General features: G+C 72.2%; 23 protein-coding genes. 11 read left to right on the forward strand and 12 right to left on the reverse strand.

From position 1 onward, the window contains the following. Positions 1 to 21 precede the first annotated feature (21 nt). A complete protein-coding gene (locus AC3RJ7_RS00105) occupies positions 22 to 588 on the forward strand; it encodes a hypothetical protein (protein WP_491453823.1) in 567 nt (188 codons plus the stop codon). Positions 589 to 773: 185 nt separating this feature from the next. Next, the gene (locus AC3RJ7_RS00110; protein ID WP_491453824.1) at positions 774 to 1,232 is read left to right on the forward strand and encodes a hypothetical protein; all 459 of its coding nucleotides are present in this window, start codon (positions 774 to 776) and stop codon (positions 1,230 to 1,232) included. A 55-nt stretch (positions 1,233 to 1,287) separates the two neighbouring features. On the opposite strand, the gene AC3RJ7_RS00115 is transcribed toward AC3RJ7_RS00110, so the two are convergent. Beyond that, positions 1,288 to 1,788, reverse strand: coding sequence for a GNAT family N-acetyltransferase (locus AC3RJ7_RS00115; protein ID WP_491453825.1), 501 nt, complete (start codon positions 1,786 to 1,788; stop codon positions 1,288 to 1,290). Between the two features lie 56 nt (positions 1,789 to 1,844). Between AC3RJ7_RS00115 and AC3RJ7_RS00120 the strand changes: the two genes are divergently transcribed. Then, positions 1,845 to 2,615 carry a DNA alkylation repair protein gene (locus AC3RJ7_RS00120; RefSeq protein ID WP_491453826.1) on the forward strand — a complete coding sequence of 257 codons (771 nt, stop codon included), beginning with the start codon at positions 1,845 to 1,847 and terminating at the stop codon, positions 2,613 to 2,615. Between the two features lie 39 nt (positions 2,616 to 2,654). Here AC3RJ7_RS00120 and AC3RJ7_RS00125 read toward each other — a convergent pair whose 3' ends face one another. The 5 genes from AC3RJ7_RS00125 to AC3RJ7_RS00145 form a co-directional block, all read right to left on the reverse strand. Continuing rightward, on the reverse strand, positions 2,655 to 3,473 hold the full coding sequence (locus tag AC3RJ7_RS00125; RefSeq protein ID WP_491453827.1) for an alpha/beta fold hydrolase: 819 nt from the start codon (positions 3,471 to 3,473) through the stop codon (positions 2,655 to 2,657). A gap of 76 nt (positions 3,474 to 3,549) precedes the next feature. Next, positions 3,550 to 4,884, reverse strand: coding sequence for a serine/threonine-protein kinase (locus AC3RJ7_RS00130; protein WP_491453828.1), 1,335 nt, complete (start codon positions 4,882 to 4,884; stop codon positions 3,550 to 3,552). Positions 4,885 to 4,942: 58 nt separating this feature from the next. Beyond that, complete coding sequence (locus AC3RJ7_RS00135) at positions 4,943 to 5,785, reverse strand: exodeoxyribonuclease III (RefSeq protein WP_491453829.1); 843 nt, start codon at positions 5,783 to 5,785, stop codon at positions 4,943 to 4,945. Positions 5,786 to 5,881: 96 nt separating this feature from the next. After that, complete coding sequence (locus tag AC3RJ7_RS00140; protein WP_491453830.1) at positions 5,882 to 7,414, reverse strand: cell wall-binding repeat-containing protein; 1,533 nt, start codon at positions 7,412 to 7,414, stop codon at positions 5,882 to 5,884. 116 nt (positions 7,415 to 7,530) lie between these two features. Continuing rightward, on the reverse strand, positions 7,531 to 8,022 hold the full coding sequence (locus tag AC3RJ7_RS00145; protein WP_491453831.1) for a DUF6328 family protein: 492 nt from the start codon (positions 8,020 to 8,022) through the stop codon (positions 7,531 to 7,533). A 133-nt stretch (positions 8,023 to 8,155) separates the two neighbouring features. On the opposite strand from AC3RJ7_RS00145, the gene cofE reads away from it, so the two are divergent. Continuing rightward, positions 8,156 to 8,953 (forward strand): coenzyme F420-0:L-glutamate ligase, encoded by a 798-nt coding sequence (cofE, locus tag AC3RJ7_RS00150; RefSeq protein WP_491453832.1) that lies wholly within the window; start codon positions 8,156 to 8,158, stop codon positions 8,951 to 8,953. Between the two features lie 61 nt (positions 8,954 to 9,014). Here the strand turns inward: cofE and AC3RJ7_RS00155 are convergent, their stop codons facing one another. Next, complete coding sequence (locus tag AC3RJ7_RS00155; RefSeq protein WP_491453833.1) at positions 9,015 to 10,451, reverse strand: cell wall-binding repeat-containing protein; 1,437 nt, start codon at positions 10,449 to 10,451, stop codon at positions 9,015 to 9,017. A gap of 182 nt (positions 10,452 to 10,633) precedes the next feature. Here AC3RJ7_RS00155 and AC3RJ7_RS00160 point away from each other — a divergent pair, with 182 nt between their 5' ends. From AC3RJ7_RS00160 to fgd, 4 genes are all read left to right on the forward strand, one after another. After that, complete coding sequence (locus tag AC3RJ7_RS00160; protein ID WP_491453834.1) at positions 10,634 to 11,380, forward strand: GntR family transcriptional regulator; 747 nt, start codon at positions 10,634 to 10,636, stop codon at positions 11,378 to 11,380. Between the two features lie 136 nt (positions 11,381 to 11,516). Continuing rightward, a complete protein-coding gene (locus AC3RJ7_RS00165) occupies positions 11,517 to 12,515 on the forward strand; it encodes a TIGR03557 family F420-dependent LLM class oxidoreductase (RefSeq protein ID WP_491453835.1) in 999 nt (332 codons plus the stop codon). Then, the gene (cofC, locus tag AC3RJ7_RS00170) at positions 12,512 to 13,258 is read left to right on the forward strand and encodes a 2-phospho-L-lactate guanylyltransferase (protein WP_491453836.1); all 747 of its coding nucleotides are present in this window, start codon (positions 12,512 to 12,514) and stop codon (positions 13,256 to 13,258) included. Before AC3RJ7_RS00165 ends, cofC begins: the two co-directional genes overlap by 4 nt. Before the next feature lie 38 nt (positions 13,259 to 13,296). Continuing rightward, the gene (fgd, locus tag AC3RJ7_RS00175) at positions 13,297 to 14,325 is read left to right on the forward strand and encodes a glucose-6-phosphate dehydrogenase (coenzyme-F420) (protein WP_491453837.1); all 1,029 of its coding nucleotides are present in this window, start codon (positions 13,297 to 13,299) and stop codon (positions 14,323 to 14,325) included. Between the two features lie 88 nt (positions 14,326 to 14,413). Here fgd and ggt read toward each other — a convergent pair whose 3' ends face one another. The 5 genes from ggt to AC3RJ7_RS00200 form a co-directional block, all read right to left on the reverse strand. Further along, complete coding sequence (gene ggt / locus AC3RJ7_RS00180) at positions 14,414 to 16,249, reverse strand: gamma-glutamyltransferase (protein WP_491453838.1); 1,836 nt, start codon at positions 16,247 to 16,249, stop codon at positions 14,414 to 14,416. Positions 16,250 to 16,339: 90 nt separating this feature from the next. Beyond that, positions 16,340 to 16,843: a nucleoside/nucleotide kinase family protein gene (locus AC3RJ7_RS00185; RefSeq protein ID WP_491453839.1), complete on the reverse strand. Its 504-nt coding sequence runs from the start codon at positions 16,841 to 16,843 to the stop codon at positions 16,340 to 16,342. 284 nt (positions 16,844 to 17,127) lie between these two features. Continuing rightward, positions 17,128 to 18,000, reverse strand: coding sequence for an ABC transporter ATP-binding protein (locus AC3RJ7_RS00190; protein WP_491453840.1), 873 nt, complete (start codon positions 17,998 to 18,000; stop codon positions 17,128 to 17,130). Then, entirely contained in the window at positions 17,997 to 19,160 is a 1,164-nt protein-coding gene (locus tag AC3RJ7_RS00195; RefSeq protein WP_491453841.1) for a putative F420-0 ABC transporter permease subunit, read from the reverse strand. The genes AC3RJ7_RS00190 and AC3RJ7_RS00195 overlap by 4 nt, the downstream gene beginning before the upstream one ends. Further along, positions 19,160 to 20,164, reverse strand: a complete 1,005-nt coding sequence (locus tag AC3RJ7_RS00200) for a putative F420-0 ABC transporter substrate-binding protein (protein ID WP_491453842.1) — start codon at positions 20,162 to 20,164, stop codon at positions 19,160 to 19,162. The genes AC3RJ7_RS00195 and AC3RJ7_RS00200 overlap by 1 nt, the downstream gene beginning before the upstream one ends. Positions 20,165 to 20,441: 277 nt before the next feature. Between AC3RJ7_RS00200 and AC3RJ7_RS00205 the strand changes: the two genes are divergently transcribed. The 3 genes from AC3RJ7_RS00205 to AC3RJ7_RS00215 are packed head-to-tail and all read left to right on the forward strand — an operon-like array spanning position 20,442 to position 23,846. Continuing rightward, positions 20,442 to 21,422, forward strand: coding sequence for an alpha/beta hydrolase (locus AC3RJ7_RS00205; protein ID WP_491453843.1), 981 nt, complete (start codon positions 20,442 to 20,444; stop codon positions 21,420 to 21,422). Next, entirely contained in the window at positions 21,419 to 22,852 is a 1,434-nt protein-coding gene (locus tag AC3RJ7_RS00210; RefSeq protein WP_491453844.1) for a dihydroorotase, read from the forward strand. Before AC3RJ7_RS00205 ends, AC3RJ7_RS00210 begins: the two co-directional genes overlap by 4 nt. Before the next feature lies 1 nt (position 22,853). Further along, positions 22,854 to 23,846, forward strand: coding sequence for an LLM class flavin-dependent oxidoreductase (locus AC3RJ7_RS00215; RefSeq protein WP_491453845.1), 993 nt, complete (start codon positions 22,854 to 22,856; stop codon positions 23,844 to 23,846). The last annotated feature ends 95 nt before the right edge of the window (positions 23,847 to 23,941 follow it).

Below are 23,941 nucleotides of genomic sequence, written 5' to 3' on the forward strand. Positions count from 1 at the left end.
CCGACAGAACAGGAGAGGACCATGAACATCAAGAAGGGCGGAGCCGCAGCGATCGGAGCCGCCGTGATCATCATCTCGATCAGCGGGTGCGCCGGCGTGCGCTCCCAGCTGGAGCAGGGCGCCGGTGCCGCGAGCGTCACGTCGCTGCAGGGCCAGCAGGACAGCGCGCGTCGCGAGGCCGCGCTCCAGCGGGCCAACGCCCACGGCGTGCAGCAGCAGGTGGCGACCTCGCTCAAGGCGCAGCAGGACACCGCTCGCGCGGAGTCCGCGCAGGAGCGGGCCGCTCGCGCCGAGCAGGGCGTCCGGGCCGTGGAGCAGTCGGTCGACTCGAACGTGTTCGACGCGGTTCGCCTGCAGCAGCAGGCGATCAGCGAACGGCTCGAGCAGCGAGGCACGACGAGCGTCTCGATCCAGGAGCTCATGCGCCTGCAGAAGCAGGCCGAGGTCACCGGCGAGGGCGACGCCCCCTCCGCCGCCGACATGCAGGGCCAGCGCCTCACGCAGTACGCCGAGCAGCTCACCGCCCAGGAGAACGCGACGCCCGTCCCCACTCCCACGCCGCGTCCGATCTCACCGCGCAATCGATGAGCCGCACCCGAGAGCGGGGCTCGTGCCGAACCGGCCGGCCCCGCTCTCGTTCTGTGCGGGCGGGGAGGCGGTCCATAGCCGAACCATAGGGTTCGCCCGTAGGGTCGGACACCGGGTCGCATCCGCCGGCCCGCGGGACTCCGTTCGCGAGCGCCCGTCACGACGACCCGAATCGAGCCGCCCGCATGAGCACTGCCCGTCCGTCCGCCCCCATCGCGCTGATCCTCCCGACGATCGCGCTCGCCGGATCGGTGGTCGTCACCGTGCTCGGCGCGCTCTCGACCAACTCGGCGACCGCCACGCTCGAGGCCGCGCTCACGAGCCAGACCGGCACGGCCGCCGACGTCTACGGCAGCCAGTCGGCGATCGTCGTCTCGAGCGGCCTCGTCACGGCCGGCATCGTCGGTATCGTCGTCTCCCTCGCGCTCTTCGGCGCGCTCATCGGCTTCGGCGCCCTCTCGAAGCCCGAAACCGAGTCGGCCCTCGACGACGTCGAGCCGATCGACGACGAGTCCGACGCGGAGCCGGCCGCCGCGCCGTCCGCCGATGACGCGCCCGCCGCAGCGTCGCGCGACGAGGCGCGAGCCGAGGCATCCGACGACGCCGATGCGACCGCCCCCGCCGAGGAGCCCGCGCGCGCCTGATCCGCTCACCGTCGAAGAGCCCCGCGCGCCCCGAGGGCGCCGGGGCTCTTCGTCGTCAGAGGCTCTTCGCCATGTGCAGCGACGCCGCCTCGAAGCCGAGGCTCTCGTAGAGCTCGATCGCGGGCACGTTGTACGCGAAGACGTTGAGGCCGAGGGTCGGCGAGCCGTGCTCGCGCGCGACCTGCTCGGCGTGCCGCATGGCCGCCCGGCCGAGCCCGCGGCGGCGGAACGGCTCGCGCACGTGGACGTCCCACACCCACCACGCGTCGCCGCCCTCGGCCCACGGGCCGAGCCAGAGCCAGCCCGCGTCTTCGCCGTCGGCGTAGATGGCGAGCAGCACGTGCCCGGGCTTCAGCTCGCCGTCGGCGAAGAAGCGACTCGTCGACGCCTCGACCGCGGCCTTCGCCTCGTCGGGGGTGTCGCCGGCGCGCAGCCGCGCCGCTTCGTAGTAGGCCATCGACTCGGGCAGCCACAGCCGCAGGTCGTCGCCCGTGATCGGCCGGAAGTCGATGGCGGGTGCCTCGGTCTCGGACAGCTGGGGAATCGATTCGCTCACCGCTCCATCGTCGCGGATACCCCCGCGCGAGGGAAGGGCGACGGTAGCGTACGGGCATGACGGATGCCTCGTCCCCGCCGCCGACCGCCTATGCCGTGCGTGCGGCGCTCGCCGACTTGGCCGACCCCGATCGCGTGCCCCAGCTCGCCCGGTTCTTCAAGACCGGCCCCGGCGGTTACGCCGAAGGCGACCGGTTCATCGGGGTGACGGTGCCGCAGACCCGCACGGTCGTGGCCCGCTTCGCCGGGCTGGCACCCGCCGAGGTCGATGCGCTCCTCGACAGCCCGATCCACGAGCACCGGCTCGCCGCTCTCCTCATCATGGTCGCGCAGTTCGCCCGCGCGAGCCGATCTCGCACGCGCGACGACGCCGCGCGGCTCCGGCTCCACATCGCCTACCTCGAGGCGGTTCGCCGCGGCCGCGTCGACAACTGGGACCTCGTCGACAGCTCGGCCGAGTTCCTCGTCGGGGAGGTCCTGTTCACGGGCGCCCCCGTCGAGCAGGTCGATCCGCCGGTGCTCGTCGGGCTCGCGGCATCCGACTCGGTGTGGCAGCGACGGGTCGCGGTGCTCGCGACCTTCGCCGCGACGAAGGCGGGCGATGCCCGCCCGGCGCTCGCGATCGCCGAGCGACTGCTCGAGGACCCGCACGACCTCATCCGCAAGGCCGTCGGCTGGATGCTCCGCGAAGCCGGCAAGCGGGTCGGCGAGGCCGAGCTCACCGGCTTCCTCGACGTGCACGCGGCCCGTATGCCCCGCACGATGCTCTCGTACGCCACCGAGCACCTCACCTCCGAGGCGCGGGCCGCGTACCGGGCGATGCGCTGATCGCGGGCCACCGGTCGGGCCAGCGACCGTGACGTGCTGCTAGAGCCCGTGCGCGTCGAGCCAGTCGACCAGCACGCGGCCCACCTCGTCGGAGCGTTCGACGCTCGGCAGGTGGGCCGTGCCGGCGACGCGCACGCCGGTCGCGTTCGGCACCGCCGCGACGAGGGCGTCGTACTGCACGGCGAACGGCGAGAAGTCGTGCTCGCCGACCAGTGCGAGGGTCGGCACCCCGATCTCGCCGAGTCGTCCGGCGGCCGGCGGGTCGAGCGGCACCTGCTCGCCGTCGTCGGCCACGTGCGCGACGTTCGGGCGGGCGAGCTCGAGGGCCCGCTCCAGGAAGCCCGGCTCGAGGTCGGACGCCTCACGGCCGACGCCGACGGCGAACGCGAGGGCCTCGAGTCGCACGTACTCGGCCGGCTCGGCCAGCGGATCGACCGCCTCCGCCGCGTCGAGCCGTCGCTGCTCCTCGGGCGTCGTCGGCACGTCGGGGTGACCGCCGATGCGCGCGCCGATCGTGACGAGGCCGTCGACGCGGCCGGGGGCCGCGAGCACGACGTCGATGGCGAGCGCCCCACCGCGACTCGCCCCGACGACGGTCGCGCGCTCGACGCCGAGGTGGTCGAGCAGTGCGATCGCGTCGTCGTGATTCGCGAAGGGCACCGAGAAGTCGTGCCGGGTGCCGCCGAAGCCGCGGGGGTCGTAGCGGATGACGTGGTGCCGGGCGGCGAGCGCGTCGAGCTGTTCGTCCCACATGCGCAGGGTCGCGACCCCGGCCGGGATGAGTAGCAGCGCGGGATCCGAGGCGGCTCCCGCGGTCTCGTAGTGCAGGACGGCGCCGGGGACTTCGAGTTCGGGCATTCCCCGATGCTATGGCGTGGGGCGCCGCGCCGGCGACCACCCCGTGAGTGGTCGGGATGCCTCGGCAGGGCGCCGATCAGTCGTCGTTCTTGCCGCTGCCCTTGCCCTTGTTCTTCTCGTCGTTTCGGTTGTCGCCGCTGTTGCCGGGCCCGCTGTCGTCCTCGTCTTCGCCGGTCTCGGTCGGTGTCGGCGTCGGCGTCGGCGCGGGCGTCCGTTCACCGCTCGGCGTCGTCGACTCCGCGGGCACCGAGGGCGACGGCCCGACATCGGCCTCGCCGCCCGTGGTCACGGCGCCGATGACCGCCTGGGCGATCAGCGCGATCGCGACGGCCGCGCCGGCGAGGGCGGCCACGACGAGCGCGGGACGCATTCGCTTCGGGCGATCGGCACCGTCGGCCGATGCCCGTGGTCGCAGGGGCGCCGTCGCGCCGAGGGCCTCCGTGCCGGTCGCCGGGCCGATCGCGTCGTCCGGGGCGTCGCCGGCCGGGGCCGCCGCGCCGGCGACGCCCGCGCCGACCGGGAGCACTATCGTCGGTCCGGTCGCGGCTCCCGCACCCGTCGCCGAGGTGTCGAGCCGGGTGGCGGCGACGGCGACCTCGAGTGCGGTGGGCCGCGCCTCGGGCTCGCGCGCCGTCATCGCGCGCAGCAGCGCCACCCAGTCCGCGCCGAGCCACTCGGGGATCTCGGGGTCGCGCACGAGCCGGGCGCTCGCCGCCTCGGCCGCGGGGCCGGGGAAGGCGGTGCGGCCCGTGCGCGCCTCGAGGGCGAGCAGCCCGAGCGAATAGACGTCGGCCGCGGGGCCCGCCGCCGCACCGCTGACCTGTTCGGGGCTGAGGTAGCCGGGGGTGCCGACGAGCAGACCGGTTCGCGTGATCCGGGTGTCGTCGATGAGCCGCGCGATGCCGAAGTCGGCGAGCTTCGCGTTCCACTCGCGGGTCGGCAGGTGCGCGGGCTCGAGCAGCACGTTCGCGGGCTTCACGTCGCGGTGCACGATGCCGCGGTCGTGGATGACGTGCAGCGCCTCGCCGACATCGGCGAGGAGGCCGGCGACGTCGGCCGCGTCGAGCGGCCCGCGGCGCAGGGCCTCGCGCAGGTCGTGGCCGTCGACGAGTTCCATCACGAAGTACTCGCGCGCGGTCGCCGGGTCGCGGGATGCGTCGTACAGGCGCACGAGCGCGCGATGCTCGACGCCGGCGAGCAGCGCGATCTCCGAACTGCGCCGTGCGGCGTCGTCGATGCCCTCCGCGGTCGCCGCGAACACCTTGACCGCGACCCGGCGGCCGAGCGACAGGTCGTGCGCTCGATACACGCTCGCCATGCCGCCGCGGCCGATGAGCGCGTCGAGCCGGTAGCGCCCGCCGAACACCGCCCCGATGAACGGGTCGGCGCCGGGTTGGTGCGTGCTCGTCACGTTCTCGAGCGTAGCCGGGGCGCCTGCACCGGGGCTGGGGGTTGCGTCACCCGCCGGGTCAGCCGAAGATCATCGGCAGGTCGCCGTCGTCGTCGCCGAGGTCGAGGTCGACGAGCACCGGCACGTGGTCGCTCGGCGCGTCGCCCTTGCGCTCGTTGCGGTGGATCGAGGCGTCGGTGACGGCGTCGGCGAACGCCTGCGAGCCGAGGATGAAGTCGATGCGCAGGCCCTCGTTGCGGGGGAAGCGCAGCTGCTTGTAGTCCCAGTAGGTGAAGAGGCCCTCGGGCACGCGCGAGCGCACCACGTCTGCGAGCCCGGCGCTCTCGAGCGCGAAGAACGCCGCACGCTCTTCGGGCGAGACGTGCGTGGTCTGCCCGACGACGACGGTCGGGTCGCCGTTGTCGACGTCGAACGGGGCGACGTTGAAGTCGCCCATGAGGGCGAAGGGGCGGTCGGGGTGCGCGGTCGTCTCGGCTCGGGCGTAGTCGGCGAGCGCTGCGTAGAAGTCGAGCTTGTACGTGAGGTGCGGGTCGCCGAGGGCGCGCCCGTTGGGCACGTAGAGGCTCCAGAGCCGGACGTCGTCGACGGTGGCGCCGATGGCGCGCGCCTCTTTCGGAAGGTCGGGCCCGTCGTGCCCCTTGAGGAAGCCCGGCATGCCCGGGAACTCGATCTCGACGTCGTGGATCGGCGATCGGCTCGCGATCGCGACGCCGTTCCACTGGTTGAGGCCGTGCAGGGCGAGCTCGTAGCCCGCCGCCTCGAACGCCTCGTGCGGGAACTGCTCGGGCTTGCACTTGATCTCCTGCATGGCCAGCACGTCGACGTCTTCGCGCACCATCCAGTCGACGACGCGGCCGACGCGGGTGCGGATCGAGTTGACGTTCCAGGTGGCGATGCGCATGGGTTCCAGCGTAGGTCAGCCCGGCGACACCCCGAGCACGACGAAGGCGGATGCCTCGTGGCCGGCCACGAGGCATCCGCCCATCGATCGGCAGGCTCAGCAGCGCTTGAGCGGCTCCGCGAACGAGATCTTCGAGAAGTAGCCGAGCAGGTACGCCTCGTAGACCTTGAGGTCCTTGATGTGCTGCTGCACGGCGTTGGGGACGCAGGTCGGCGGCACGGCGTACATCGGCGCACTGTATCGGCCGCCGGCCATCGCCGCACCCGAGAGTGCGTCGGGGAACTTCGTGCCGTTGGTCAGGAAGGCGTACACCGACGTGGAGTGGCCCACCGGCACGTCCCAGGCGAACTTGTTGATGGCGAGCGACGTGCCGTAGCGGTCGGCGCCCTGCAGGCGGATCTTGCCGTACAGCTTCCAGAGCTGGTTCTCGATCCCGGTCGAGACCACGGCCGTGCCGCCGGCGATCGCGACGGCCTGGGGGTGGCGCGCGGCGATCGTGGACATGGTCGCCGAGTCGAGCGACTTCGCGGTGCCCGGGACGATCAGGACGGGCTCGCGGTAGGCCGCCGCGGCGTTGCTCGCCGACAGTGCATCGGGGAAGTTCGCGCCGGTCGCGATCCAGACGAACTCGGTCGTACCGAACGCCTTGCCGACGATCGCTCGCGAGGTCGCGTAGCGGTCGGCGCCGGCGAGGCGAGTGATGGCTGCACCCGGGACCAGCTGCGACGCCTTCGTCTTCACCGCGTTCGAGACCGCGCCGGTACCGCCGGCGATGTAGATGCGCGACGGGTTCAGGCGGTCGAGCTGCGAGGCGATCGCCGCGGGCACCGCGTTCGGCTCGACCAGCAGCAGCGGCCCGCCGCAGGTCGCGGCGGCGGGGGCGGCGCTCAGTGCGTCGGGGAAGTTCGCCCCGGAGGCGAGATAGACGCAATCGATGTTCGAGGGGAACTCCTTCGCGATGGCGGCGGAGGTCTCGTAACGCGACGCGCCCGCGATGTAACCGCTGAGGAGCGGCGCGAGCAGCTCGTCGATCGAGGGCGTGTCCAGGCCGTCGGTGACCTGGACCGCCTGCGCCTGCGACGCGTACGCGGCGTTCGGGTAGAAGTCGGGCAGCAGCTTCGATCCCGAAGCGGTGTGCTTGACGAGCACGACGTACGCGCCGGTGCCGAGACCGTTGAGTGCGTACGAGCCGTCGGCACCGCTCGTCGCGGTCGCGAGAGCCGGCGACAGGACGTCGGTCCCCGCGTCGTAGGTGTGCGCCGTCACGGTGGCGCCGCTCAGCGGAGCGACCGCCTTGTAGTCGATGAGCTTCGTGATCGTGCCCGAGATCGAGCCCGTGCCTGCCGCGACCCTCGAGACGGCGTCGTCGCCGATCGTCGCGCCGGCATCGACGGCCGAGACTCCGAGGCTCCGGCTCCGGGGGGTCGTCGGGTCGGCGGGGGTGCCGGCCCGCTGTTCCGCGGAGGACGGCGTCGCCGCGGGGACGTGCCGCGATTCGACGGGGATGGTGGCGGAAGCGGATGGGAGCTCCTCGGCGAAGGCGGTCGTCGCGCCGGCGCCGACGAGGGCGCAGACGGTGGCCGCGACCGCGGCGGCGCGCCACGGCAGGCGCGAAGTGATTCGAGTCATCGGGTTGTTCCTCATGTAGGGGTGCGCGCACGCGGGCGCGAGTAGCGTGAGTGTAAGGAGACTTCACACTCCGGCGCCACCCCCTGTTCGGGGCCACGGCACCGGCGCCGGGGAATTCAGTCGCCGTTGCGCGCGAGCATCGGCACGACGACCCAGACCGCCGCCACCGCGAGCAGGGCGACCCCGATCGCGATGAAGCCGGCCTCCCGGCTCACCGCGACGTCGAAGATGAGTCCGGCGACCCCGACGGAGAGCAGCGAGACCACCCCGAGCAGCACGAACAGGATGCGGTTGCCGGTGCGCACGAGGCGGTCCTTCTGCCGGCGGCCGTAGAGCATGCGGTGCAGGATGACGGGGGCCAGGCCGAGGACCGTGGCCAGGGCGGCGAGTGCGACGAGCGTGAGGTAGAGCACGAGCTCGTACTCGTCGAGGTCCGTGAAGCGCGGCTGGAACGCCGCCGCGAGCAGGAAGCCGGAGATCAGCTGCGTGCCAGTCAGGACCGAGCGCAGCTCTTGCAGGATGTCCGCCCAGTTGCGGTCGAGGCGCTCGGTCGGCGTCTCGTTGCGTGCGGCTTCGGCTTCGGCGTTGGCGTCGGCATCGTTGGCCATACGCGATCGTATCGCCGCGGCATCCGTCGGTTCAGGCCCTTGCGGGACGACCGTCCGCCATGGCAGGGCGGGCGAACTGCCAGAATGGTTCCGCCGCGACATCGCGGCGCCGGAGTCCGATGGGGGAGCGTCCATGGCTGCAGGTTTCAGTGTCGAGGGCGTCGAGGGACTGCCCGAGATCTCGACTGGCGACGACCTCGCCGCGCTCATCGCCGGTGCGGCCGACCTCGCCGACGGCGACATCCTCGTCGTGACGTCGAAGATCGTCTCGAAGGCCGAGGGGCGCATCGTCGAGGCATCCGACCGCGAGGCCGCGATCACCGCCGAGACGGTGCGCGTCGTCGCGACCCGCGAGTACGACGGCGGCATCACCCGCATCGTCGAGAACCGCCAGGGCATCATCGGCGCGGCGGCGGGCGTCGACGCCTCGAACGCGCCCGACGGCACCGTGCTGCTGCTGCCCGTCGACCCCGACGCGTCCGCGCGCGATCTCGCGACGGGGCTGCGGGCGCTCACCGGCGCCCGCGTCGGCGTGATCCTCTCCGACACGCTCGGCCGCCCGTGGCGCGAAGGGCAGACCGACCTCGCGATCGGTGCGGCCGGCGTGCACGTCTTCGACGACCTGCGGGGCGGCACGGATGCCTCGGGCAAGCCGCTCTCGGTGACGATGCCGTGCGTGGCCGACGAGATCGCCGGTGCCGCGGAGCTCGTCAAGGGCAAGTCGGCCGGCGTCCCGGTCGCGATCGTGCGCGGCCTCGACCGCTACGTCGGCGATCTCGACCTGCCCGGCGCCCGGACCATCCAGCGGCCGAGCGAGCGGGACCTGTTCCGGCAGGGCGCCGACGAGGCCTACGACGAGGGGTACCGCGCGGGCTTCGACGAGGCGCAGGCCGAAGGGTCGCTGCGCAGCTCGCCCGAGGACTTCGGGTAGGCGCCCGTCGGGCACGCTGCTGCGCCCCGCCGGGTCCGGCGAGGCGCAGCGACCGTCGTGCTCAGCACTCGAGGAACAGCTCGCTCCCGAAGCTCAGCTTCGAGAAGTACCCGAGCAGGTGCGCGCGGAGCGGGATGACCTTGCGGATGTGATCCAGGGTGCGCTCCGGCGTGCAGGTGGGCGGCACGAGGTACAGCGGACCGAACGTCGCGCCGGCCAGCGGGGCGCCGGCGAGCGCATCGGGATACTTGAGCCCGTTCGTCAGGTACACGTCGTCGACCGGGTAGGGCATGAAGGTCTCGTTGACCGCCATGTTCGTCGCGTACCGGTCGCTCCCGGAGTATCGTGCGACGACTCCGCCGAGGTTCTTCAGCGAGGTCTCGATTCCCGCGCTCACGACCGCCTTGCCCCCGACGATGTAGGCGTAGTCGAACTTGCTGAGCTGCACGATCGACGGGGCGTCGAGCGCCGACGCGCTTCCGCGTACCGTCAGCACCGGCAGCTTCCAGGCGCTGGCCGCTCCGCTCGCCGAGAGCGCGTCGGGGAAGTTCTCGCCCGTGGCGACGAAGACCGTCGTCGGCATCGTCGGGCCGAACTCGTACGACAGGATCGCGCGCGAGGTCGCGTACCGGTCGGCGCCGTAGACGCGCGTGGTCGGTGCGATCGAGCCGAGTGCGGACTTCACGGCGTTCGAGATCACTCCCGGTCCGCCCGCGATGACGATCTTGTCGGGATCGAGCCGGTTGAGCTCGGACTTGACGTTCGCCGGCAGCGTGGTCGGCGGGACGAGCAGCAGCGGTCCGCCGCAGTGGGCGGCGGCGGGACCGGCGCTCAGCGCGTCCGCGAAACCGAGGCCGGCCGCGACGTAGACGCAGTCGGCTCCCCCGGGGAAGCCGCGCTTCGAGATCGCGACGGCCGTCGCGAAGCGGTCGGCGCCCGCGATGTAGTCCTTCTTCAGCCGCGGCAGCGTGACGTCGATGCCCGACGTGGTCTGGGAGTCGTTCACCTGGAACTGCACCATCCCGCTCGTGTCGGGACTGTCGGGCCAGTACATCGGGTGGAGGAAGTCCTCGTCGTTCGGCGGCTCGGCCCAGAGGACGTTCTTGCCCTGCGGTGCGTCCGGGAAGAGGTACTCGCCGTCGGCGTCGGTCGCCACCATGCCGCGATACTGATAACTCATGACCACGGGGTCGTACCACCAGACGTGGACCTTCGCCCCGGCCAGGCGCGGCGTGCTCGAACCGATCCGGGCCCGGATCGTACCCGCGATGTCCCCGGCGAGCGAGGCCTGTTCGACCTCGGACGAGGGGTCGATCGCCGACGGGTCCGGCGGCGCAGGAAGCTCGGAACCCTCGGCAGCGGCCGGCGGCAGCGGCAGCCCGGGTGGCGCCTCGGAGGCGGCGGCCGGCGCCGTGCCGACGAGTGCCGCGGTGATCGTCGCGACGATCGCGACGGCGATCGCTCCGGCGAACGGAGTGTGTTGCTTCGAACCGGCCATGATCGTGTCCCCCTGAACTCATCGACGGTTGCTTCTCGGCGCAGGGTATGCCCGGCGCGGTGGCGCCCGGCAGCCCCGGTCGGGGTTACATCGAACGGGGGTTCCCCGTCCGGGGGACACGCTCCGGCTTTTGGATCCAGATTCCGTGCCGGTGGCCGTTTCATCCGATACATTCGGGTGCCATGAGCGAACTCACCGCCCCGAAGGGCCGCGCCTCGGCGCAGCGCCTCGACGCCGACGCCCTCCAGCAGCTCGCCGGCAAGCACCAGGGCGGCTATCGCTCGGTCGGCGTGATGGTCTACGAGATCCTGCGCGACGCGATCCTCAGCGGCACGCTCGCCCCGGGGCAGAAGCTGCGCCAGGAGACGCTCGCCGAGTCGATCGGGGTCTCGCGACTGCCGGTGCGCTCGGCGCTCATCCAGCTCGAGGCCGACGGGCTCGTGGAGTTCCACGAGCGACGCGGTGCCGTCGTGAAGTCGCTCTCGGCCGAGCAGGCCCGCGAGGTGTACGACATCCGCGCGCTGCTCGAGGTCGAGGCGCTCCGGCGCTCGATGGCCGACATGACGCCCGAGCGGCTCGAGCGGCTGCGCGAGCTCGGCCGCACGGCCGATGCCGAGGAGGAGGGCGCCGACTTCGTCGACGCCCGCACCGAGTTCTACGCCGAGCTCTACGACGCCGCGCGGCGCCCCGTCTACTGGGAGATGATCGAGCAGCTGCGCCTCAAGGTCGGCCGGTACGTGCTCGGCTGGCGCCTCGTCGACGGGTCGGACCACGGTCACTCGCACGAGGAGCTCATCGCCGCGGTCGAGGGCGGCGACGTCGAGCACGCGGTCGGCGTGCTGCGCTCGCACCTCGAGCACGTGCGCGACGCCGTGCTCGCGCTGCTCGACCGCGAGGCGACCCCGGCCCCGGCGCCGCAGCGGCGCTGAGGGACGCGCGGGCGTTCGCGGAGGCATCCGAGCTCGGCTTGCGTTTTGGATCCAGTATCCGAAACAATGGCTATGACGCGACGAGGGATGGCCTCGGCGTGACGCCCGCGCCGTCGACCCGCGAGAGGATGGAGGAGTGTCAGTGCACATCGGCTACGCCGCCATGCTCGAGCAGTTCCCGCCCGCCGAGGCCGTCGCGCTCGCCGCGCTCGCCGAACAGCACGGGTTCACCGGGGTCATGGCGACCGACCACTTCCAGCCGTGGACGCCCCGGCTCGGCCAGTCGTCGCACGTGTGGAGCGTGCTCGGGGCGCTCGGCGAACGCACCCGCGGCGACTTCGGCCCCGGCGTGACGACGCCGACCTTCCGCACCCACCCCGCCGTCGTCGCGCAGGCGAGCGCGACCCTCGCGTCGATGTACCCCGGTCGGCACTGGCTCGGCATCGGCTCGGGCGAAGCGCTCAACGAGCATGTCGTCGGCCAGTACTGGCCCGAGGCGCCCGACCGCATCAACCGCATGTTCGAGGCGGTCGAGCTCATCAAGAAGCTCTTCGCCGCGTCGATCGCCGGCCGCGACGTGCGCCACGCCGGCCCGAGCTTCAAGCTCGAGACCACCCGACTCTGGACGATGCCGCCCAAGGCGCCCGAGATCTACGTCGCGACCGCCGGGCCCGTCACCGCCCGCCGGGCCGGTCGCGTCGCCGACGGCCTGATCACGACGACCGGGCCGATCGACCGCCTCGAGGCGCTGCTCGCCCGGTTCGCCGACGGCGCCCGCGACGGCGGCCGCGACGTCCGGCGCATGCCGAAGATCCTGCAGCTGCACCTCTCGTGGGCGGCGACCGACGAGGACGCGATGCGCAACGCGCTCACCGAATGGCCGATCGCCGGCATGCGGTTCGGGCGCAGCGACATCCGCTCGCCGTTCGAGTTCGAGCAGCTCGCCCGCACGGTGCGCCCCGAGGACTTCGAGGGTCGCATGGTCGTCTCGGCCGATCCCGACCGCCACCGGGCCGAGATCCAGCGCTACCTCGATCTCGGCTTCGATCGCATCTACTTGCACAACGTCGGCCGCAACCAGGCCGAGTGGCTCGAGGTGTTCGGCCGCGAGGTGCTGCCGGGGCTGCGCGCATGAGCGGGGCGGGCATGGATGCCTCGGCCGAGTCGAACGGTCGAGCCGAGTCGCGCGAGGCAGACGTGCCGAGCCGCTGGACCGTCGTGATCCCGGTCAAGGCGTTCGCCGCTGCGAAGACACGACTCGGCCCCGTCGTGCCGGCCGAGGCGCGTGCGGCACTCGCACGTGCGTTCGCGCTCGACACGATCGCCGCCGCGCGTGCTGCTCGCAACGTCGGGGGCATCGTCGTCGTCACCGGGGAGATCGACCTCGGCTCGCCGCTGCCCGACGGCGTCGAGCTCGAGCGCGATCCGACCGGCGACGGTCCCGGCGGACTCACCGCGGCGATCGACGCAGGTATCGACCGGGCACGCACGCACGCGCTCGGGCCCGTCGCGGTATTGCTCGGCGACCTTCCCTCGCTGCGCACGAGCGAGCTCGAGTTCGCACTCGACGCGGCCGCGAGGCATCCGCTCGCCTTCATCGCCGATGCCGACGGAACCGGCACGACCCTCGCGACCGCCGCCGAGGGCGTGCCCATGCGACCTGCGTTCGGCGAGCAGTCGGCGGCGCGGCACCGCGAGGCCGGGTTCGCCGACCTCGCGGGCAGTGCGCCGTTCACCACGCTGCGCCGCGACGTCGACACCGTCGAGGCCCTCGAGCAGTCCCTGCAGCTCGGCGTCGGCCCGTGCACCGCCGAGACGGTCGCCGCACTCGCCGACGGCTCGCTGCCGCACACCGGGCATCGGCCCGTCCGCCCCTGACGTTCCACCGACCACGACCCCCGCAGAAGGAGCACGAGATGACCCTCACCCTCGGATACAAGGCCAGCGCCGAGCAGTTCGACCCGCGCGAGCTCGTCGAGATCGCCGTCGCCGCCGAAGGGCACGGCATGGAGTCGGTGTTCACGAGCGACCACTTCCAGCCGTGGCGCCACACGGGCGGCCACGCGCCGTTCTCGCTCGCGTGGATGGCCGCGGTCGGCGAGCGCACCTCGACCGTGAAGATCGGCACGAGCGTCATGACGCCGACCTTCCGCTACAACCCGGCCGTGCTCGCCCAGGCGTTCGCCTCGCTCGGCGTGCTCTACCCCGAGCGCATCATCGCGGGCTTCGGCTCGGGCGAGGCGCTCAACGAGATCGCGACCGGATTCCAGGGCGCGGGCGAGCAGGAGTGGCCCGAGTTCCGCGAGCGCTACGCGCGCCTGCGCGAGTCGGTGCGCCTCATGCGCGCGCTGTGGAAGGAGGAGGGCCAGGTCAGCTTCGACGGCGAGTACTACTCGACGCACGACGCCTCCATCTACGACCGGCCCGCGGGCGGCGTGCCCGTGTACATCGCGGCGGGCGGCCCGCAGGTGGCGAAGTACGCGGGGCGCGCCGGTGACGGCTTCATCTGCACATCGGGCAAGGGTGCTGAGCTCTACGCCGATCAGCTCATGCCGGCCGTTCGCGAGGGCCTGGCCGCCCGTGAGGACGGCCGCACCTTCGACGAGTACGACCGCATGATCGAGATCAAGCTCTCGTACGAGGAGGACCTCGACACGGCGCTCGACAACACCCGGTTCTGGTCGCCGCTCTCGCTCTCGAAGGAGCAGAAGCACGACATCACCGACCCGGTCGAGATGGAGCGGGCGGCCGACGCGCTGCCGATCGAGCAGATCGCCAAGCGCTGGATCGTCGGCACCGACCCCGATGCCGTCACCGAGGAGATCGGCCAGTACATGGACTGGGGCTTCAACCACCTCGTGTTCCACGCGCCCGGGCACGACCAGCGCCGGTTCCTCGAGCTGTTCGAGCGCGACCTCGCGCCGCGGCTGCGGGCGCGCGGCTGAGGCGGGTCGGTTCGTCGAGTCGCAGGATGATTCGGGCGATCGGCCGGTCACGGCGGGGTATCGCGACGGATGGTCCTGCGACTCGTGCTCACCACGCCGGCTCGACCACCAGCCCCGTGCCGCCGCCGCGGCGCACCGGCTCGGCCACGGCGGTCATGAGCCCGTCGGCGTCGACCTCGATCGCGGCGACGGCGCCGATCTCGGCCGAGGTCGAGAACGTGTGACCGTACGCGGCGAGCGATGCCTCGTACGCGGCCCGGAACGCCGGCTCGGCCGCGACAGCGGCGGTATTGCGTTGCGAGGCGCGCGGCGCCGCGACCGCCTCGGGCAGGGTCATGCCGAGGTCGATGCGGTTCACGAGCACCTGCGTCACGGTGGTGATGATCATCGATCCGCCGGGCGAGCCCACGACGTAGCGCACCTCGCCGTCGTCGAGCACGATCGTGGGCGACATCGACGACCGCGGGCGCTTGCCGGGTTCGACGATGTTCGGGTCGGCCGGGTTCGGCACGAAGCTGAAGTCGGTCAGCTCGTTGTTGAGCAGGAAGCCGCGCCCCGGAACGGTCATGCCGGAGCCGCCGGTCTGCTCGATCGTCAGGGTGTAGGCCACGGCATTGCCCCACCGGTCGACGACCGAGAGATGCGTGGTCGAGATGTTCTCGGTGTCGGCGGGCTCTTCGGCCGCGACCGTCTCGCACCCGGCCGCTGAGATCGGGGCGGGGGCGACGGGCTTCACCGACGCGGCATCCGGATCGATGACGCACGCCCGGGCGTCAGCGAACTCCTGGCTGAGCAGCGTCTCGGTCGGCACGTCGACGAATGCCGGATCGCCGACGTACGCGTTGCGATCGGCGAAGGCGTGGGCGGTGGCCTCGAGGTAGAGGTGCAGCGCCTGCACGGGGTCGGCGCCGGCGAGGTCGAAGTTCTCGAGGATGTTGAGCGACTCGCCCACCGTCGTGCCGCCCGACGACGACGGCGCCATGCCGTAGACGTCGAGGCCGCGGTACTCGATGTGCGTCGGTGCCTGGTCGAGCACCTCGTAGTCGGCGAGGTCGTCGGCGGTGAGGTACCCCGGGTAGGCGGGCAGGGTCGCGTCGGGGTCGACGATCGGCTCCTGCGCGGTCGCGGCGATCTCGTCGGCGAGCGGTCCCTCGTAGAACACGTCGGTGCCGCCGAGCGCGATCTGCCGCATGGTGCGGGCGAGGTCGAGGTTCTTGAAGACGCTGCCCACCTTCGGGGCGTCGCCGTCGGGCAGGAACAGCTCGGCCGTGTCGGGGAACGCCGAGAACCGCGCCTGGTTCGCGAGCGTCTGGTCGCGGAAGGTCTGGTCGACGACGAAGCCCTTCGTCGCGAGCAGGATCGCCGGCTGCAGCGCGTCGCGCAGGGAGGTCGTGCCGAACTCGTCGAGCGCGGCCTCCCACGTCGCGAGCGTGCCGGGCGTGCCGACCGAGAGACCCGACGACACCGCGTCGGCGAACGCGTAGGGCGTGCCCGTCGCCGGGTTGATGAACGCGTCGCTCGGCATCGTCGCGGGTGCCGTCTCGCGACCGTCGATCGTCGACACCTCGCCGGTCTCGGCGTCGAAGTACACGAGGTACCCGCCGCCGCCGATGCCGGCGCTGTACGGTTCGGTCACGCCGAGGGCGGCCGCGGTCGCGACCGCTGCGTCGACCGCGTTGCCGCCGTCGCGCAGCACTTCGAGGCCGACGGCGCTCGCCGAGGCATCCACCGATGAGACCGCCCCGCCGAAACCGGTCGACGTGGCCGGGGCCGGCGGTGCGGGGCGCCCGGTGACGGCGCTGCCCGCCGCCGCGGTGCCGGCCGACGCGGTCGCGGGCGCGGCGAACGCCGCGAGCGAGACGGCGGCGGCGACTGCGATGAGGCTGCGGCCTGCGGTGAAGCGGCCGCGATCGACGTTGACCATGGGGACCCCCCGAAGTGGTGACATCTGCACGTTGGGGCTCACGGTAGACCCGGCGCGGGTGGGCGGCAACCCCTTGTGATGCCGTGCCGCTCAGTGGAGCCCGGGCCGATTCACGCTCGGCGGGATCGCGCAGTAGTCGTAGTAGTACCGGGTCGGCCGCTCGGGGTCGGTGACGTCGACGATCACGGATGCCGCGGAATGGGGCAGCTCGTCGCCCGCGAGCGTCCACACCGAGAAGTGCCAGACGCCCCGCACCGCGTCGTCGAGCAGGTGCTGCCCGTCGACGACGAGCACGATGTCGTCGCCCTCCGCGCCCGGCAGCTCGTGCGCGCGGAAGGGTTCGACGAGCTCGCTCCTCAGGGTCGCCTCGTCGACCGCGCCGACGCTGCGGCGCAGGACGGCCGTGTCGGGGCGGTTCATGGTCGAGCCGAGTCGAGCGGCGATCGCCGCCGCCAGTTCATCGGCCAGGCGGGCGGATGCCTCGGCGTCGGCCCCGTCGACGGCGACGAGTCGCCGCCCGCGGCGGGCGTTGTGCAGGAACTCGTCGGCGATCCACTCGATCGTCCGCAGCGGGCCGGCCTGGATCGGGCTCATGTTCCGAGGCTACGCCCGCCGGCCGGCGCCGGCGACCGCCGTGCCGATTCGCCCATGCCCAGTGATCTGGGCGCGGACCCCGGAGGGCTTCGGTGACCGGGAAGGATGTCCCTCCGCGCACGGTGTGGTCGTGTGGTCGTGTGGTCGCGCATGGTGTGGTCGTGTGGTCGTGTGGTCGCGCATGGTGTGGTCGTGTGGTCATGTGGTCGGGGTTCAGCGGAGAACCCCTCCGATCGCGCGGTCGCGCGAGCGGCGGGACCGCGCTCGACCCGGTTCCGACTCGTTCAGCCGACGAGATCGGCGTGCGCACCGCGATCCGCGTGCGCATCGAGGTCCGAGTGCGCATCGTGGCCGGCCGCGGCCTGCGCCACGGCGTTCGACGAACCCGCCGCCGCGACCGCGATGAGCGGCCGGCCCGTGATCGGGTGCTCGACGACCTCGGCGCGCACGCAGTACACCCGTTCGACGAGCTCGGCCGTGAGCACCTCGGCCGGGGCTCCGGCCGTGACGACCCGCCCGTCGGCGAGCACGATCACGTGGTCGGCGTAGGCCGCGGCGTGCGAGAGGTCGTGCAGCGCCGCGACGACGGTGAGCCCGTCGCGGGCGAGTCCGGCGAGCAGCTCGAGCGCCGTGAGCTGCGCCGACAGGTCGAGGTGGTTCGTCGGCTCGTCGACGAGCAGCAGTTCGGGCTGCTGCGCGAGGGCGCGCGCGAGCACGACGCGCTGGCGCTCGCCGCCCGAGAGTTCGGCGACCGGTCGCCGTGCGAACTCCGACGCTCCGACCGCCTCCAGCGCCCGCGCCGCGATCTCGCGGTCGTCGGCACCGACGGCGGCGAACGCGCCGAGGTGCGGGGTGCGTCCGAGCAGCACGGATGCCTCGACGTCGAGTTGCGCGTCGACCTCGCCCTGCTGCTCCGCGAGGGCGACGAGCCGTGCCCGCTCGCGGCGACGCAGGCCGGGCAGCGACCGTCCGTCGAGGGCGACGTCGCCCGCCGCCGCGCGTTCGACCGCGGCGATGAGGTGCAGCAGCGTCGACTTGCCGGCGCCGTTCGGCCCGACGAGCGCGGTGAGCGCGCCGCCCGGCAGGGTCGCGTCGACGTCGTCGATGATCGTGCGTCCGGCGCGGTCGAAGCGCACCCGCGAGAGATCGAGGCTCATGTCGTGCTCCTTCGGCGCAGCAGCAGCCAGGCGAAGACCGGGCCGCCGATGAGGGCGGTGAGGATGCCGACCGGCAGCTCGCGCGGATCGAACATCGTTCTGGCGCCCGTGTCGGCCCAGACGAGGAAGATCGCACCCGCGAGCGCCGACAGCGGCAGCAGGGCGCGATGCCCGGGACCGACGACGAGTCGCACCGCGTGCGGCAGGATCAGGCCGACGAAGCCGATCGACCCGCTCACCGCGACGAGCGCGCCCGTGAGCAGGGCGGTGCCGCCCAGCAGCAGCACCCGGCTGCGACCGACGTTCACGCCGAGCGCGGCCGCGCCGGTCTCGCCGACCGCGAAGGCGTCGAGGGTGCGCGCGCTCGCGATGAGCGGCAGGCCGACGACCACGACGGCGATGCCGGCGATCGCGAACGAGGTCCAGTCGGTGCCCGAGAGCGAACCGAGCAGCCAGTTGAGGATCTCGCGGTAGCTGTCGTTCGTCGCGCTCCAGAAGATGACGAGGCTCGTGATCGCCCCGAAGACGCTCGTCACGGCGACGCCCGCGAGCACGGTCGCCGTCGGCGACAGCCGAGCACCCGTCGTCGCGCCCGCAACGCCGGCCCCGGCCCGCCCCGCGCCGAGTGCGAGTCCGAGGGTCGCGAGCAGCGCGACGATCGCGCCGGCGAATGCCGCGACGGGCAGCATGAGCGACCAGCCGAGCACGAGCACGACGACCGCTCCGACCGAGGCGCCCGACGAGAGCCCGAGCAGGTAGGGGTCGGCGAGCGGGTTGCGGGTGAGCGCCTGCATGACCGCGCCGCAGATCGCGAGCCCCGCCCCGACCGCGGCGGCCGTGAGCACGCGCGGCATGCGCAGCTGCCAGACGATCCCGTCGCGAAGCGGCGAGAGCGTCGACTCGCCGAACCCGAGGTGCGCGCCGACGCTCGCGAGCACGTCGGCGGGCGACAACGCCGCCGGGCCGATCGTGACCGCGACGACGATCGACACGACGAGCAGCGCGGCGAGGCCGATGCCCCAGAGGAGCGTGCGCGCAGAACCCGACGGTCGAGGAGCGACGGGTGCGGGTGTCGAGACGTGGTGCGGTGGTCTCGATACGCGTGCTCCTTCGTCGCTCGCTACTCGACCGACGGAACCGCCGCGCGCCTCGGTGGACATCAGCCCTCCAGGGCGCCCAGCTGATCGACGATCGAGGCGACGGCGTCGACATTGCGCACGCCCGCCTCGGTCGACGGGAAGTCGACGACGACGTAGCGCTTCGCCTGCACGGCGGGCAGCTCCGCGGTCGCGGGGTTCGCCTCGAGGGCCGCGATCTTCGCATCGGCGGTGTTCCACGGCGCGTCGACGAGCACGATCACGTCGGGGTTCGCCTCGACCACGGCCTCCCACGACATGGCCGTCCACGTGTCGTGCACGTCGGCCGCGACGTTCTCGAGCCCCGAGGCATCCATGATCATCTGCGGGGCGCCGATGCCGGCGCCCACGAACGGCTGGTCGTCGCCCGAGGAGTACCAGAGCGCGGTCAGCCCGTCGGGCGACGGCGTGATCGCCTCGAGCGCCTCGCGCTGCGACGCGACGAGGTCGGCCGCGCGGTCGGGCACGCCGAAGATCGCGCCGGCCTCCTCGAACTCGCGGAACACCTCGTCGAAGGTGAGCGGGTCGGGCATGTAGCCCTCGGCCTTGCACGCGGCGGGAGCGACGTAGCTCGCGACCCCGAGCGCCGCGAGGGCGTCGCGCTCGCCGGCGCCCTCGGCCGAGAGGTTCGACTCCCAGCCGGCGTAGACGAGGTCGGGCTCGACGGCGAGCGTCGCCTCCTGCGAGGGCACCTTGTCGCTCAGCACCTCGAGGCCTTCGGCCTGGGCTGCGGATGCCTCGGGCACGGGCCCGTCGCTGAAGGCGGTGCCGACGACCTTGTCTTCGAGGCCGAGCGCGAGCATGAGCTCGAGCGTCGACGACTTGATGGTGACGACCCGCTCGGGGGCGGCGTCGAAGGTCACCTCGGTGCCGCAGTTGTCGAGGGTGAGCGGGTAGCCGGATGCCTCGGCGCCGGTGCCGTTCTCGGCGTCGGCGCCGTTCGCGCCGGCGGTCGCGGAGCTCGCGCAGCCGGCGAGCAGGGCGACGGCGGCGACCGACAGGACGAGGGGTAGAGCGTGGCGGTGCATGGGCAGAGTTCCTCCGGGATGGTGTGCAGGCGTGTCCGACGACGGTCGGCGACTCGCGGCCCAATCCCGGGCCACCACGACCGGGCAGATCAACCCGGTGGTCGCTTCGAAGCCTAACGCCGGGACGACTTCGGAATCAATACTGGATTCTGGATCCAAAATGAGTCATGATGTCCTCGCGGGCCTCGATCGAGCACTTCGATCAGGGCCGGGGCGACGATTCGCCCGCCGTGTCCGGGTCCCGCGCAACGCCGCGTCGAGATCCGGGAGGACCCGCATGAAGAGCACCGAGGTCGAGTTCCACAGCGAAGGCGATCGCATCGCCGCGATCTGGCGGACGCCCGACGAGGTCACGGTTCCGCTCCGTGCGATCGTGCAGGGCCCGGGCTGGCTCGGTCTCAAGGACGCGAAGCTCTACGTGCGCTACCACGAGGCCCTCACGGCCGCGGGCTTCGGCGTGCTCGTCTTCGACTACCGCGGCTTCGGCGACTCGGCCGGCGACCGAGGCATCCTCTCGCCCGCGCGCCAGCTGCAGGACCTCGTGAACGCGGTCACCTACCTGACCACCCGCGACGACGTGAACGCCGACGCGATCGGCGCCTTCGGCACGGGCGGCACCGGCGGCGGCAACTCCGTGCTGCTCGCCGACGCCGACCCGCGCGTGAAGGCCGCGGTCAGCCAGGTGCCTGTGGCCGACGGCACCGACTGGCTGCACCGCATGCGGCAGGAGCACGAGTGGCTCGCCTTCCTCGCGGGCCTCGAAGAGGATCGTCGCCTCCGCGTCACCACCGGCGCCGGCCGCCTCGTGCACCCCAGGGAAGAGATCATGGTGCCGACCCCCGAGCGCCGCGCGACGAACATCAAGGCCGACGTCGACGACAGGATCCCGAGCGCCATCCCGCTCTCGTGCGCAGACGAGATCCTCGCGTACAAGCCCATCGACGCGGCATCCCGCCTCGTGACCCCGCTGCTCGTGATCGGCGTCGAGGGCGACGCGACCACCCCGACCGATCACGCCGAGCGGCTGTACGCCGCGGCGAAGGGGCCCAAGCAGCTCATCATGCAGCGGCACACCACCCACTACGCGGCGTACGACCGCTACTGGACCGAGACCACCCCGCTGATCGTCGACTGGTTCGACCGCTACGTGCGGCCGAGCGACGTCGAGGTCCGCACCACCCGCTCGCCCGGCCAGGGCGAGACCGCAGAACGACTGGAGGCGCCCGTGGAGGCAACGCGTTTGGAGGCCGTGCGATGAGCATCGACCTGAGGATCTCCGGCGGCATCGTCGTCACCCCATCGGGGCCGGTCGCCGCCGACCTGCTCGTCGACGACGGCCGCGTGGCCGGCATCGTCGGCGCCGACGTCGCGGTCGAGGCCGACCGCACGATCGACGCGACCGGCCGACTCGTGCTGCCCGGCATGGTCGACGTGCACGTGCACACCCGCGAGCCGGGCTACGAGCACAAGGACGACATCCTGACGACCTCGCAGCAGGCCGCGGCGGGCGGCGTCACGACGATGTTCGGCATGCCGAACCTCAACCCGCCGACCGTCGACGTGACGACGCTCCGCGACGTGTTCGACCGCTACACCGCGAGCTCGATCGTCGACTGGAACCACAATCCGGCGCCGACGAAGTTCGACGACATCGTGCCGATGGCCGAGATGGGCATCTGCGCCTACAAGATCTACATGGTCGTCGACACGGGACGCACCTACCCGCACCCGGCCGGCACCGGCATCCACGACCACGGCCACCTGCTGCAGATCATGGACCGCATCGCGACGACCGGCAAGCGCTTCATCGTGCACCCGCACGACCAGGCGCTCATGGACTACATCGAGGGCGAGGTGCTCGCCCGCGGCGAGAACACGCCGCAGGGCTACGCCTCGGCGTACGCCGCCCGTGAGGGCGTCATCTGGGACACGGCGATCGACGTCGTGCTGCGCCTCGCCGAGGCATCCGGATGCCCCGTGCACATCGCGCACATCCAGACCCGCCGCTCGATCGAGGCCGTGCGCCGCGCGAAGGCCGCCGGCGTCGACGTCACCTGCGAGGTGAACCACTGGGCGCCGTTCCTCTCCACGTGGCACGACGTCGAGACCCTCGGGCCGTACGCGCTCAGCTACTGGGTGCCCGACGACAACCGCGCCGCCGTGTGGGAGGGCATGCGCGACGGCACGATCGACATCGCGAGCTCCGACCACGCGCCGCACACGCGCGAGGAGAAGGAGATCGGCTGGACCGAGATGTGGAGCGCCCACACCGGCACGCCGGGCATCCAGTACTACTACGAGCTCATGCTCGACGCCGTGAACCGCGGCGAGCTGACCCTCGAGCGCGCGGTCGACATGGTCGCCCGCATCCCCGCCGAGAAGTTCGGGCTCGCGGGCGTCAAGGGCTCGCTCGAGGTCGGCGCCGACGCCGACATCGTGATCGCCGACCCGGCCTGCGAGTGGACCATCACGAACGACGACGTGCTGTCGAAGATCGGCTGGACCCCGTACGACGGCCGCACCATCTCCGCCCGGATCGAGCGCACCCTCGTGCGCGGCGAGGACGTCTACGCCGACGGCGTCGTCGTCGGCCGACCCGGTCAGGGCAGGCTCGCGGCCGCTCGGGCCGAAGGATCCGCGGCGCAGGCCGCAAGCGTGGCGGCCGGCTCGGCCGCAGAAGGGAACTGACATGAAATTCGGACTGCTGCTGCCGCACTTCGGCGAGGAGGCGAGCCGCGAGAAGCTGCTCGAGGGCTCGAAGCTCGCCGAGGACAAAGGCTTCGACTCCGTCTGGGTGCGAGATCACCTGGTGTTCGAGCCGCACGGCGAGATGGAGAAGCCGAACCGCACCTTCTACGACGCGCTCACGACGCTCACCGCGATCGGCGCCGTCACCGAGAAGCTCGAGCTCGGCACCGGCTCGCTCATCCCGTTCCGCCACCCGCTCGTGACGGCGCTCATGGCCGGCACGATCACGCAGCTCGTCGGCCCGCGGCTCATCCTCGGCTTCGGCGCCGGCACCTTCGACCACGAGTTCGAGGCGGTCGGCTGGGGCGACCTCAACCGGGTCGAGATGGTGCGGTCGAACGCCGAGATCCTGAAGCGCGTGTTCACCGAGAACGACGTCACCTACGACGACGGCATCTTCTCGTTCGAGAACGTCACGATCGAGCCGAAGCCCGTCGGCGGGCCGGTGCCGTTCTGGTACTGCGGCGCGACGCCCGCGTCGGCCCGCCTCGCGGCCGAGTACGCCGACGGCTGGATGCCGGGGCGCATCTCGCTGCGCACGATGGAGAAGCGCATCGAGGTCATGAAGAGCATGACGGATGCCTCGGGTCGGCCGATGCCGACCGTCGCCGTGATCCCCCCGACGTCCATTGAAGACACCCGCGAGGAGGCGCTCAAGCACGTCAACATCCCGGGCCTGCTCGCGTGGGCGAACAAGGCGCGGTTCACGGTCAAGCCCGAGTCGGGCAGCTTCCAGACCGTCGAGGACCTCGAGGGCCAGCTCATCGTGGGCGACCCCGACCAGGCCGTCGAGGAGATCAAGAAGTTCGAGGCGCTCGGCGTCGAGCACCTCGTGTTCGACTTCCGGTTCAAGTTCGACCGGTTCTTCGAGCAGATCGAGCTGCTCGGCACCGAGGTGCTGCCGAAGTTCCGCCAAGGGCAGGCTGCGGCGTAGGGCCCGGTCGGTTGAGTAGCGCCCGACGGAGTCGGACGCGTATCGAAACCACCGGCTGAGCAACAGGGGTTTCGATACGCGTCGTCGCTCCGCGC

This window comes from Agromyces solani (assembly GCF_058349925.1).